Source organism: Kitasatospora sp. NPDC049258, from assembly GCF_040678895.1.
Lineage (GTDB): Bacteria > Actinomycetota > Actinomycetes > Streptomycetales > Streptomycetaceae > Kitasatospora.
Genome location: NZ_JBFAQT010000001.1, coordinates 95,415 through 107,446, shown reverse-complemented (window position 1 = coordinate 107,446; position 12,032 = coordinate 95,415). Strand labels below are relative to the sequence as shown.

General features: G+C 72.1%; 8 protein-coding genes and 1 CRISPR repeat array. All 8 genes read right to left on the bottom strand.

The window, feature by feature from the left end:
• Positions 1 to 120 precede the first annotated feature (120 nt).
• Positions 121 to 2,345: direct repeats of the CRISPR family, unit length 29 nt; unit sequence CGGCTGACCCCCGCTGGCGCGGGGAGGAC.
• A 24-nt stretch (positions 2,346 to 2,369) separates the two neighbouring features.
• The 8 genes from cas2e to cas3 all read right to left on the bottom strand — a co-directional run bounded on the left by cas2e (position 2,370) and on the right by cas3 (position 11,786).
• On the bottom strand, positions 2,370 to 2,684 hold the full coding sequence (cas2e, locus tag AB0K43_RS00525; protein ID WP_363634343.1) for a type I-E CRISPR-associated endoribonuclease Cas2e: 315 nt from the start codon (positions 2,682 to 2,684) through the stop codon (positions 2,370 to 2,372).
• 1 nt (position 2,685) lies between these two features.
• Positions 2,686 to 3,609 carry a type I-E CRISPR-associated endonuclease Cas1e gene (gene cas1e / locus AB0K43_RS00520; protein WP_363634679.1) on the bottom strand — a complete coding sequence of 308 codons (924 nt, stop codon included), beginning with the start codon at positions 3,607 to 3,609 and terminating at the stop codon, positions 2,686 to 2,688.
• 59 nt (positions 3,610 to 3,668) lie between these two features.
• Complete coding sequence (gene cas6e / locus AB0K43_RS00515; RefSeq protein ID WP_363634342.1) at positions 3,669 to 4,325, bottom strand: type I-E CRISPR-associated protein Cas6/Cse3/CasE; 657 nt, start codon at positions 4,323 to 4,325, stop codon at positions 3,669 to 3,671.
• A complete protein-coding gene (gene cas5e / locus AB0K43_RS00510) occupies positions 4,322 to 5,155 on the bottom strand; it encodes a type I-E CRISPR-associated protein Cas5/CasD (protein ID WP_363634341.1) in 834 nt (277 codons plus the stop codon). Before cas5e ends, cas6e begins: the two co-directional genes overlap by 4 nt.
• Complete coding sequence (cas7e, locus tag AB0K43_RS00505) at positions 5,152 to 6,312, bottom strand: type I-E CRISPR-associated protein Cas7/Cse4/CasC (protein ID WP_363634340.1); 1,161 nt, start codon at positions 6,310 to 6,312, stop codon at positions 5,152 to 5,154. The genes cas5e and cas7e overlap by 4 nt, the downstream gene beginning before the upstream one ends.
• A 68-nt stretch (positions 6,313 to 6,380) precedes the next feature.
• The gene (gene casB, locus AB0K43_RS00500) at positions 6,381 to 7,151 is read right to left on the bottom strand and encodes a type I-E CRISPR-associated protein Cse2/CasB (RefSeq protein WP_363634339.1); all 771 of its coding nucleotides are present in this window, start codon (positions 7,149 to 7,151) and stop codon (positions 6,381 to 6,383) included.
• The gene (casA, locus tag AB0K43_RS00495; RefSeq protein ID WP_363634338.1) at positions 7,148 to 8,752 is read right to left on the bottom strand and encodes a type I-E CRISPR-associated protein Cse1/CasA; all 1,605 of its coding nucleotides are present in this window, start codon (positions 8,750 to 8,752) and stop codon (positions 7,148 to 7,150) included. Before casA ends, casB begins: the two co-directional genes overlap by 4 nt.
• A 214-nt stretch (positions 8,753 to 8,966) precedes the next feature.
• Positions 8,967 to 11,786 carry a CRISPR-associated helicase Cas3' gene (cas3, locus tag AB0K43_RS00490; RefSeq protein ID WP_363634337.1) on the bottom strand — a complete coding sequence of 940 codons (2,820 nt, stop codon included), beginning with the start codon at positions 11,784 to 11,786 and terminating at the stop codon, positions 8,967 to 8,969.
• Between the last annotated feature and the right edge of the window lie 246 nt (positions 11,787 to 12,032).

Here is a 12,032-nt window from a genome sequence, read left to right as displayed (position 1 = left end):
CAGGAACGCCTCGAACGCCGGGCTCCCCGGCTGCCCCCCGCCGGCGCGGGGAGGACGCGAGGTCATCCCGTTCGGCCGCGGTGAGGACCAGCAGGCCGCGACCACTGTCGTCGTCGGAGACGGCTGACCCCCGCTGGCGCGGGGAGGACCCGAGCGACATGGGTCTGTACCACGTGCCCAACGGCTGACCCCCGCTGGCGCGGGGAGGACGAGTGCCGTGGACATGTCGGCCATGGGCCCCCGGCTGACCCCCGCTGGCGCGGGGAGGACGATGAGATGACCTGGGGGAGGGAGCCTTATGAAGGCTGACCCCCGCTGGCGCGGGGAGGACATGCTGTCGATGGTGCCGATCCGCACGTTCGTCGGCTGACCCCCGCTGGCGCGGGGAGGACTTGTCGCGCTTCATGAACTCGCGCGCCTTGAGCGGCTGACCCCCGCTGGCGCGGGGAGGACGTGTACGCGGAGTCGTCGGTGGTCATGTCGGCCAGCTGACCCCCGCTGGCGCGGGGAGGACTGCTGACCGCCTCCGCGGTCGAGGCACTGGGGCGGCTGACCCCCGCTGGCGCGGGGAGGACACTGAGGAGAGGTCATGAGAGACCAGCAAGTGCGGCTGACCCCCGCTGGCGCGGGGAGGACGTTGGGCGGGGTCCAGTGTCCGTGCTCCATGTCGGCTGACCCCCGCTGGCGCGGGGAGGACGCCTCCAGGTACGCGGCGAGCCCGGGGCCGGGCGGCTGACCCCCGCTGGCGCGGGGGAGGACGGGGTGGGGTCGGTCACAAGATCCCGGATCCGCGGCTGACCCCCGCTGGCGCGGGGAGGACGTGCCGTCGCGGAAGCTCTGGACCTTGACGGCCGGCTGACCCCCGCTGGCGCGGGGAGGACGTGGCCCGACTCCGGCCGGTCCCCGTCGGCTACGGCTGACCCCCGCTGGCGCGGGGAGGACCGCGGACTGCGGGGCGGCGTTCCCGCTGGTGGAGGCTGACCCCCGCTGGCGCGGGGAGGACCAGGACGACGCTCGCGCCCGCGACGGTGACGGCGGCTGACCCCCGCTGGCGCGGGGAGGACAGCGCCGCGACCTGCTTCGCCAGAGCGTCGACCGGCTGACCCCCGCTGGCGCGGGGAGGACCGCTGTTGAAGGCGCCCGGGGCGTCGGAGCGCCGGCTGACCCCCGCTGGCGCGGGGAGGACCCGAGGTAGTAGCCGGTGTGCACTCAGGCCGCCGGCTGACCCCCGCTGGCGCGGGGAGGACTCTTGACGCATGGCGTCAATCGTTTTGACGCGCGGCTGACCCCCGCTGGCGCGGGGAGGACCGGGGCTACGGACCAGTACAGGCGGCGGTGGGCGGCTGACCCCCGCTGGCGCGGGGAGGACGCGAGGGCGAACTGGGACTGGGCCTCGGAGCGCGGCTGACCCCCGCTGGCGCGGGGAGGACTGTTGCACCGGATCGCCGCGCTGCAGCCGTTCCGGCTGACCCCCGCTGGCGCGGGGAGGACATCTCCTCGGCGAGCTTCGCCGGGTCCCCGCCCGGCTGACCCCCGCTGGCGCGGGGAGGACTGGTTGACGATGCCTTCGGCGCCGCCGGGGATCGGCTGACCCCCGCTGGCGCGGGGAGGACGGCTCCCGACTCGAAGGGGGCGAAGTGCTGCGCGGCTGACCCCCGCTGGCGCGGGGAGGACGTCATCGTCAGCGCGATCGCCACCGGCGATGTCGGCTGACCCCCGCTGGCGCGGGGAGGACTTTACGGTGCGGGGTCTGGCGGCCCTGGTCGACGGCTGACCCCCGCTGGCGCGGGGAGGACGGAGGGATCACCTCCACCGGACCATCCGTCGGCGGCTGACCCCCGCTGGCGCGGGGAGGACCCGGTGGTCGGGACCGTCTGGGAAGCCAGCTGCGGCTGACCCCCGCTGGCGCGGGGAGGACTTCGGCGCCGCCTTCTGGCTGGACTCGGACAGCGGCTGACCCCCGCTGGCGCGGGGAGGACCCGAGCACCGGGCCGGCGATCGGAGCGAGCGCCGGCTGACCCCCGCTGGCGCGGGGAGGACATCTCCGCCGGCGGCTGCGCGGCGTCCGCCGCCGGCTGACCCCCGCTGGCGCGGGGAGGACATGTCGGTGGTCGCGCCGAGCGTGAGATCCGCCGGCTGACCCCCGCTGGCGCGGGGAGGACAGCCCGAGCCAACGGCGCGGGCCATCCTGCAGTGGCTGACCCCCGCTGGCGCGGGGAGGACGGTCTGGACGTCGTCCGGGTGCAGCGCCAGGCTGGCTGACCCCCGCTGGCGCGGGGAGGACGCCGGCAGAGTCATGGACGAGGTGCCCTCGTACGGCTGACCCCCGCTGGCGCGGGGAGGACCCTTTTTGAGCTGGGGCGTTGCACCTACTTTGCAACTGCTTGACCTGATTCTCCGCCTGGGGAGAAGGCGATCAAGGTAAGGCCATCGAGATCAACGGGACGTCTCCGCTGTGTGCCCGCCGTGCGGAGCTCGAAGCCTTGCTCGTTGGCTGCCGGGTACGTGAGCACCGCGACTCCGCTGTCGATGCAGCCGACAACGGTGGTCCAGAGCTCGTCCCGGACTTTGGCGGAGACCGTTCCGACGTACAGCTGCGGGGAGACCTCCAAGAGCCACCGGGTCAGTGCACCTCGCAGGTGCTCAGGAACTGCACTGACCGAGAGCGCGATCATCGAGGCCATCTCAGCTGCCGCCCTCGGTGGAGTAGTTGACTCCCCCTGGGATGGCACCGGAGATCGGATCCCAGAGGTCGACCATGCGCTGCGTCGGGTCGGGGAGATCGATCTCGGCGTCCGGAGCCAGCAGTCGTTGGACATCCGTGACGATGCGAGGAAGCAGGCGGAAGAGCCGCAACCCTTCGCGGAAGCCGCGCCGGGCATCCTGCTCCGGAGTCGCGGAGCTGTGCAGCGAGAACGCGAGCGGAATGGTGAGCTCTGCCTTGAAGAGGTCCGCGATGTCGTAGACGAAGGCCTGCTGGTTGCCGCTGTGTACGAAGCCGAGCGCCGGCGAGCAGCCGAGCGCCACGATGGCTGCGTGCACGATGCCGTAGAGGCAGGTGTTGGCGGCGGAGAGTGCGAGGTTGACAGGGTCCTGGGTGTCCCAGGAGGCCGGGTCGTAGGCGCGGCGGAAGCGGCCGATTCGGTACTGCTGGGCGAGGAGGCGGTAGTGGGCCTTGACCCGCTGTCCTTCCATTCCGCGGAGTTTTTCGATGCCGGTGCCGTGTGGAACGGTGCCGGCTCCGAAGCGCTGCTCGTACATGGCCGTTGCCACCGACGCCCGCCGTTCGTCGTCGGCCCAGGCCCGGGCTTGGCGTTCGAGCCAGGTGGTGCTGAGCGACTCGGGCACGGCCCCGGCGTAGCAGCGGACACCGCCGGAGCCTGCGATGACGACGGTGGTGCCGTGGCGGGCGAAGGTGGCCAGCGCCCGTGCGGTGATGGAAGTACCGGGGCCGAGCAGAACGCAGCTGATGGCCGCGGTCGGAAGGTAGACCGTCTCGGTACCTCGTTGAGGGCTGGTCACCTCTGCGCAGACCCCGGTGTCGTCCTGGACGATCCGTACGACGTCCAGGTACAGGAAGGACAGCGAGTCCGCGACCCTCGGCAGCATCGCCACGGTCGGTGAGGTCAGTCTTCGGCGGGCCGCCGACGGCCGGCCGGCCGCGCTGTTCACACGCCGCCCCGGGTCGGGGCAAGGCTGAGCAGCCCGCAGCCGTAGGCCTTGCCCTTGCCGATGCCCTCGACGATGCGGGTTCGCAGCTGGTCGGGGTCGGTGACGATCGCGGTGCCGTCGAACTGGGTGCGGTTGTGCTTGATGCGGTGTCCGTCCTGTCGGCGGGATCCGCCGGCCGCGTCCAGGGGGAGGGCGTGGACGGTGATCGCCTTGAGGCCGGAGGCTTCGGCCTGGCGCAGCCACCATTCCTCGGCCGCTGGTCCGGACAGGGGCACCACGGAACTCAGGTTGTAGAGCTCGCGGGTGGTGCGCCCGGGCTTGCGGATCGGATTGGCGGCGATCCGGTAGCGGACCGTCAGGTCGGTGCGCAGTGCCGCGAGCAGGGGGGTGATGTCCTTGGTCAGTGAGTGACCGTAGCCGGGTGGTAGCCGGGTGAGGTCCGGCTGGTGGGTGCTCTGGAGGAGGATCTGGTGGCCGGTGGGCGCCGGTTCGGTGCGGAAGAGGACGCCGAGTGCGCGGCGGGCTTCGGTGTTGGGCACGTCGTCGGGGAACAGGGCCATGAGGCGGTGGTGCGTCTCGACGGCACTGCCGGCGTCCTTGCGGGCGTCGCGACTCCTGGGGTCGGGCAGGATCCGGGTGAGCCACAGGTTCACGTAAGGCCCCTTTCGGGGTGGAGGGCGTGCTGGTCGAGGTAGTCGCCGAGGGCCTCGAGGTACGCGGTGCCGTGGCCGGCGCAGCGTTCGGCGGGCACGGCGAGGGTGCGCTGGTAGCGGGGCCGGGTGCGGTGGGCGCGGCGGCGGGGGTGGAAGGTGAGCGGGTCGTCGTTGATCTGGCCTGCGGGTGTGCTGCCGTCGAAGGCGGCGGGCGTGCTCGACGTTGGCGGGGCCAGTTGGTCGAGCGGCCGGTCGCCGTGGAAGATGATCTGCACGGTGTCCGGTCCGGTTCGGCGGCGGGTGGCGAGCGGCAGGTGTACGAGGTGGTGCATCGGTTGCTCGAGAAGGCCGAGCGTCAGGGGTCCTTCGGGCGGGCACGACCTGCGCCCAAGGAAGGGTGGCCACACCGGCTCCCGCAGAGCCTGTGCGCAGGTCGCCAGGAGGTCCGGGTCTCCGGTGAGGGCGGCGGTGAACGCCGCGTCCGCCAGGTAGTAACGGTGGGACAGCAGCGTCGCGGCTGCGCCCGGTCGCTTCTTGCCCTCCGCGGTGGTGACGGTGTCGCGGCCGCTGAGTCCGCCGCCGACGGTGTGCAGGTCGCGCAGCAGGACGCCGGGGCGGTCCGCGCGAACCGTCAGGGACAGCTCGGCGAGGTCGTCGATGCTCTCGCCGCGGCGACGGCCGAGGGCGGAGGCGAGCAGGCCGATGACCCCGGAGCGGGTCGGGAACGGTGCGGTGTCGCGCTCGTTGAACTGGCTGCGCTCGCCCCAGGACTGCAGGGGCCCGGCCAGGTGCAGCAGCAGCCCGGGCCCGTCCGCGGGTGTGGTGCTCACGCGGTCGCCTCGCCGAGCGCGGCGTCCAGCGCGGCGTCGATGAGGTGGGCGAAGGAGTCGCTGCGCGTACCGAGGCCGTCCAGGTCCTTCTCCTCCAGGCTGGCCCAGCCGGCTCGTACGACTCCGCGTCCGCCGAGCAGCTTGCCGGCGGCGCTCGCGTACCGGGCCAGCTCCCCTCGGGATGCCGCCGCGTAGCCGCCGTCCTCGCGGTCGGAGCGCACCGGCTTCTCGAACGCGGCGGCGTAGGACAGGGGCCGGTCCGAGCGGACCGAGACGTGCACCAGGTCGGGGATGGTGTGCGGGGCCGTCGCGGTCTTCTTCGCCTGCGGCAGGGACAGGATGAACGCCTCCACGAAGCCGGCCGCCAGCTCCCGCGCCGAAGCGCTGTCGCCGCCGAGGTTGCGCAGCAGGTCGGCCAGGTCGACGGTCGCGTACCGGTAGAACACGCCGGCGCTGAACTCGGCGTGCCCCATGTGCGCGCTGCCCGCCGTGTCACCCCAGGCGGACGTGACGTCGTCGACGGCCGAGAAGTAGTCCAGCTCGACGTCGGTACCGTGCGTCGTCAGCGCGTGCGCGACCTGCACCGCCCCGTCCACGCCGGCGCCGTCGACCTCCGCGAGCATCCGGCCGAACAGGTTGATCACACCGTTGCGCGAGCGCAGCACCTTGTCGATCCGGTCCTGCGGCAGGACGCTCTTGTCGGCCGCCTTCTTGATGTCCTTCGCCGCCTCCAGCGCGACCCGGTGCTCCTGGGCCAGATCGGCGAGCTCGGCCACCGCCGTCTCCGGCACGTACACCATGGCGTTGGTCGACACGGCCGCGGAGTCCTTGCCCACTTCGAACTTGATGCTGCTGCCGGCCGCCACGTGTTGGCCCGCCCGCTGCGCCAGTGCGGCCTCCCAGCCACGCTCCTCCAACAGCCGGGCGACCCGCGCACCAATCCGCCTCGTCCGCAACGCCTGCTCGCCAGCGGTCTGCTGGAAGTACGTGCGTACCGCCCGCTTCCAGGACTGGCTGCTGACCCGGGTGCGGTCGGTGTCGCCGTAGCGGACGGTCTTGACGGAGTTGTTGTCGTCGCGGTTCAGGTTCGCGAACGGCACGCTCTGCACGACGTGGATGTCGATGAATCGCGCGGCCTTGCTGCTGGTCGACGCCATGATGGCTCTTCTCCCGAGAAGTGGTGTGTCGATGCGGATGTGTGGCGGCCCGGCGACGGGCCGCCCGTTCAGCTCTCTGTCGCCGGAGTGTCCGACTGCTCGTCGCCGGCCGCCTGCAACGCGGCGAGCTCCTGGTCGGCCTCCAACGCGGCCTTGTACTCGGAGGCCAGCCGCGCCCGGTAGTAGTCCTGCAACCACCGCCGCTTCACCGCCCCCGCGTGCCGGCGCCAACAGCTGAGGTCCACCAGCAGCTGTGCCCAGTCGACCTCGACCTGCCGGTCGCGCAGCTGCCGCACCGCACCCGGCAGGTGCCGGTGCAGACCGTCCACGCTCTGCCGCGCCAGCAGATTCAGCCGCGTCTGCGCCGACGACTCCCGCAGCCCCGCATCACCCTTGGCGACCGCGTCCGCGAACGCCACCCCGAGGCTGCGCCCGTGCCGGCCGCCAACCGGCGGCGCCGCCCCGTCACCGTCCGCGATGCCCTTGGCCGCCGCGTACTGCTCCCGCCGCTGCGAGGCGATCAGCGAGGCCATCGTGTAGTACGCCCGCTCGACATCCGGGTCACGCAGCTGCTCCTCCGTCAGCCAGCCGGCCACGAAGCGGTGCATGAACGGGACTGCGTCCAGGTCCTTTCCTCGGCCGCGGCGCAGCGCGGAGCGCGCGCCGGGATCCTCGAAGCTCAGCCGGTCGACCCAGCGGATGAACGCTCTGGCCTTGTGGCGCTCGGCCGCGCTGCGGTTGCCGGCTCCTGAGAGGTCCCGCTCGTCTGCCAGCGCCTGGACGTCCTTGGCCGGCTCCTCCCGCGGAGCGGGAACAACTGCTGTGCTGACATCGCTCACTTGTCCTCCGTCGTGCCACCACGACCGGCAGCGCCGGCCTTGACCGGGGCCTTCGCCTTCGCAGGCCCCCCGTACAGTTCGGTCCGCGCCTTCGAGCAGGCCTGCGCGCCACGCATCGTGCCGAGCGCACTGGCCGTGACCTCGTCGTAGACCCGCTCGGCGATCCGCCGGAACGACGTGGCCGCGTCCTCGAAGGTCCGGCCCTCCAAGCGGCGCCAGAACTCGTCCCCGGCGGCCGGCCAGTACCGGGCGCCGGCGTCGACGGCCCACGTGCAGTCACGGATCTTCGGCGCGTCCGTGAACTCGGCCCAGGCCTTCTTCACCGCCCGGTCCAACCGGGTCCCATACCGCTCCCCCAGCACCCGCAGCCGCCCGACCTCCAATGCGGCCGCGAGATCCGCCTCCTCCACCAGCCCGAGCACCGGCGGCGTCGACGCGTCCACGAACTGCACGTCCTTGGCCTGACCGTCCTGCTCGAACCCCAACGCCCGCACCCGCAGGAACTCCGACACCTCCGACGCCGTCCCGAACACCGAGGGCCGGGCCGCCTGCGCACTGCCGGCCGGCTTCTTCAGCAGCAGCGCGTCCAGATCCCGCCACAGCGCCCGCTGCGAGTCGGCCTGCCGCGGATACGGGTTGCCCTCCTTGCTGACCTGCCAGATCAGGAACGGATCCTCACCCCGGGAGATCTTCGGCCGCCACGCCCACGTGATGAACGCGTCCGCCACCCGCTCCCCCGACGCATCCGGCACCAGAAGCAGCGCGTGCTGCGAACGGGCCGTCAACCGGGAGCACGGCCCGCTCACCGCCGGCGGCGCCCCCGCCGGGTCCGGCAACTCCGGCCACTCCCAGGGACACAGATCCTCGCCGCGGCGCACCGCGTCCTGCGGCTCCGGCAGACCGGCCAACAGCGTCTCGAACAGCGTGTCACCCTCCGGGTGGTACGACAGCGTGCTGCGCAGCGGGCCTGCCAGCGCGTTCGCGGCCGTCACCGCCCCGGAGGTCCGGCTCGAGCACCGACCGGACGGCCCGTAGTAGTGCCAGACCAGCAGATGCAGAACAGCCTCCGCCGCCGTCGGCAGGTCCGGATGCCGCGCGGAGACATGCCGGAACCAGGCATGGTTGTTGCCCGAGGGCCGGTTCACGACCAGCTTGTTCACCCCGGCGCTGCTCGCCGGGTCGCACTCGGCGGCCAGCCGGGGATCCTGCAGAAACGGGCGCGCCGCGTCGAAGAGACCGAACCTGTCGTGGACCTTTGCCACGTACTCCTCGATACCGTTCGGATCGAGATGCCCCTGCTTCACGATCCTGCGCCGACGACGCGCCCATGGCTGCGACGAACCCGGCGGCTCGGCCTCGTCCAGGCCGGTGACCCGGGCGGTCAGCGCGTACAGCAGCCGGTACAGGGCGGACAGGGCAGGCGGAATCGACACGGTGATCCGCTCGATCTCGTGGCTGCGCAGCAGGAGGTCTCGCAGGCCGACCTCGGCCGGCAACGGAGAGTTGGCGGTGGCGGCACGGGCGTCCGGGGTCCACGCGACGGGGATCCAGGATGTGTCGAACAGGTTGAACGGGTCCGGCCGGGTGGTTCCGGGCAGCATCCTGCCTCCGGTCAAGGGCTGGGTGTGAACGGCCGTGCCTGGGTAGGCTGCGGCGGATCCCCGCACCGAGCGGGGGTGAACCGTGCGGGGCACACAGATCTCCCGGCTGGTCCACATCTCCCCGCGCAAGCGGGGGCGCTCCGGTCCCGGCAGGACGTCCGTCCAGCCGGGACCAACGCATCTCACGCTACACACAAGTGCGGCGCACAGAGGGCTACTTGACGGAAATGCCAATGCTGGAGATCTCGATCTCCCGCTCCCCGAGCCTGCACGTCCACCGCCCATCCGCGCCCAGCCGCACCGGAAGCAGCACCAGCTCTTCGAGGACCGGCCGGGACCGCCAGGACACGGGCACCTGGTGCTCCTCACCCCGGCTGACCAGCCAACGGCCCGGCAGCGGCACCGTGTGCCGCACCACCAGCGCCACGTGCTCCTTCGACGGCACCCCACCCACCGGCAACAGCACGGTCCCGGCGGCATCCAGGCACCGCCGCCCGTCGGCCTGCACGAACACGCACACCGCCCGGCCACTGTCCGCACCGAGCCGCGTCGTCAACAACTCCTCAGTCACCCCCAGATCGACACTGCTCAGGCGGGACAGATCACTCACGTCGCGCGGCGCGGGCACCGCCACCAGCGCGGCCAGCTGCTTCTCGGCCGTCTCTCCGGCGATCCGGTACGCGTCCAGCCCCGCCAGCAGGTCCCGCTCGGCCGCCGACTTGAGTCCGTCGCCGAAATCCGCGGAATACACCTCGTCCACCAAGCCCTGCACATCCCCCGGAACCGCGATCCCCGCGCCCGCCCGGCGATCCAGCAGCCCGCCTGTCCGGGCCAGCAACGAGGCGTCGTACACCGAACCCCACGACCCCGGAGCCTCCACCCCGCCCTCGGAACCCCGCGGCTCCAGCACCACCAGCCGCACCTCGTCATCAGCCCCGGCCCACACCGGCCGGCCGCCCACACGCGCGTGCCGCTTCCCCCGCCCCGCACGCTGCAGCAACTGGGCCAACGGTGCCAGATCACTCACGACCAGGTCGAAATCCAGATCCAGCGACTGCTCGACGATCTGTGTCGCCACCAGCACCGAGCCCGGCCGCACCGTCGCCGCGACCCCGGCCGCCGGCTTCCCGTACTGGACCTCACAGGCCTCCGAGATCTCCTGCCGCCGCCAGGCCGGGAACCGCGAATGCAGCAACCGCAGCCCACCCTCGACCTCGGCCAACTCCGGTAGCGCAGCCTGCAGATCGAGGAACGTCCGTTGCGCCTCGTCGACCGTCGTGCAGCACACCACCACGCAGCCGCCGCGCTCCACCACAGGAGCCAACAGCCGGCGCAGCGACTCCCGGCGACCCCCGACGACCGGCGCGGACGCCGGATCGTCCCGCACATCCCAACGCACCCTCCGCGTCTGCGCCACCAGTGTCCGTGGCCTGGCCGTTCCCACCTTCCTCGCCACCGAGACCCGGCCGCTCACCGCGTCCACCCACAGCCAACCCGGGTAACACGGCTCCACCGTCACCGGATCCCGGAACCCCGCACCCCGCCGGTACGCCTCCACCAACGAGCTCGCCGCCACACCGGTCAGCGTCGCCGACAACAGCACCACCGGCGACCGCAACGCCCCCAACCACTCGAGCAGCCGCACCAGCAGACTGTGCATCCACGGCCCGTATGCATGCGCCTCATCCACCACCAGCACCTTGCCCGACAGCCCCAACAGGCGCAGCACGTTGTACCGCACCGGCAGCACACCGGTCAGCGCCTGGTCGATCGTCCCCGCGCTCAACGGTGCCAGCAGACCGCGCCGACCCGTCCGCAGCCACCGGCCCGCCTCGGTACTCGTCGCGCCGTCCGACAGCACCCGCGACTCCCCGCCGGCCACCTCCTCGTACGCCGGACTCAGCCACGCCATGCTGTGCAACAGCGTCAGCGCACGCTCACCGGTGACATTCGCCTCCGCGAACCGCCTGACCCGCCCGAACATCGCGTCCGCCGTCGCCATCGTGGGCAATGCGAAGTACACCCCACCCGCACCCGCCGCCCTCGCCACCACCGACGCCGCATGCAGCGCCGCCTCGGTCTTCCCGTCCCCCGTCGGCGCCGTCACCAGCAACAACCCAGGACCAAGGACCAACCCCGGCAGCCGCTCCGCCAGATCCGCCTGCAACGGATTCGCCGGGAACGGGAACTGCTCCGCGAACGACTTCACCGGGAACGACGCCCTGCCGAGCCCCGCCCCCCGCACCAACTCCGGAGCCATCGCAACAGCCCCGCCCCAGTGCACCGCCAACTCCCCCTCCGTCCCCGACCAGCCCGGCAACGGCAACCGCGCCTCGATCGTCTCCTCCTGACTGGCCAGCCAGTCGGCCACCACCACCAACCCCGCCACCACAACGGCCGCTCCGGCCGACAACACGCCCTCCGGCACGTCCACCGCACCCGTCAACCTGCGCACCGCCTCGGCATGAACCACCCGCTGCGCGTGCCAACCACCCGCCCCCAGGCCCGGCTGGTAGCCGACCGGATCGGCCAGCTCCCTCTGCTGGAGCGCCTGCCCGAAACACCCGTGGTGCCCACCGAGCAGCTGCGCGACCTGATGGCTGGTCGAATACCGCACCAACTCGTCCTGCGGATAGCCCCAGGCGGCCAGCAGGCCCGGCAGCGCCCAGTGGGTTGCGACCTCGTGCCGCAGCCCCTGTGCCGAGCCCACGTACGCCGGATCCGCGGCAACTCCGGCGAACGCTTCCGGCACCTGAGCCTGGAAGGACGCCGTGATCTTGCCGATGTCGTGCAGGCCGGCCCAGAGGCAGATCACCCTGCGGCAGGCATCCTCCGGCAACCCCATCTCCTGGGCGACCCTCCGCCGCATCACAGGCCCGACCAGGTCGTCCCACAGCACCCCGACGACGGCCGCAGTGTCCAGCAGATGACAGACCACCGGATACTCGCGCGACAACCCCCGACTCTTGCCCCACAGCCTGGCATCCAAGGCCAAGCCGCCACTCTCGGTAGTGCTGCGGTCGTTCTCAGTCATGGAGAAGTAGCTATCAGCCGCCACTGACAATCCATCACCTCGACCGTCCGGCCTGCCCGAATCCCCCATCACGCCGGACGGGAAGCGGGCCCTGCCCGTAACCTGGGTCCCGCGGCGAGGCTGCTTCTGGCCAGCCCGTCCGGCGCTAACGGGAGCAGGCGCCCTAGCCGGCCAAGGAATTGCAAACTCGCCACAACGCTGCAGGTCGGAAAGAGTCCTCCCCGCGCAGGCGGGGGTCAGCCGTCC

What these genes read in the sequence shown, in the direction of transcription:
- cas2e (WP_363634343.1), bottom strand. Translation starts at nt 2,684, where the DNA reads ATGGCCTCGATGATCGCGCTCTCGGTCAGTGCAGTTCCTGAGCACCTG.
- cas1e (WP_363634679.1), bottom strand. Translation starts at nt 3,609, where the DNA reads ATGCTGCCGAGGGTCGCGGACTCGCTGTCCTTCCTGTACCTGGACGTC.
- cas7e (WP_363634340.1), bottom strand. Translation starts at nt 6,312, where the DNA reads ATGGCGTCGACCAGCAGCAAGGCCGCGCGATTCATCGACATCCACGTC.
- casA (WP_363634338.1), bottom strand. Translation starts at nt 8,752, where the DNA reads ATGCTGCCCGGAACCACCCGGCCGGACCCGTTCAACCTGTTCGACACA.
- cas3 (WP_363634337.1), bottom strand. Translation starts at nt 11,786, where the DNA reads ATGACTGAGAACGACCGCAGCACTACCGAGAGTGGCGGCTTGGCCTTG.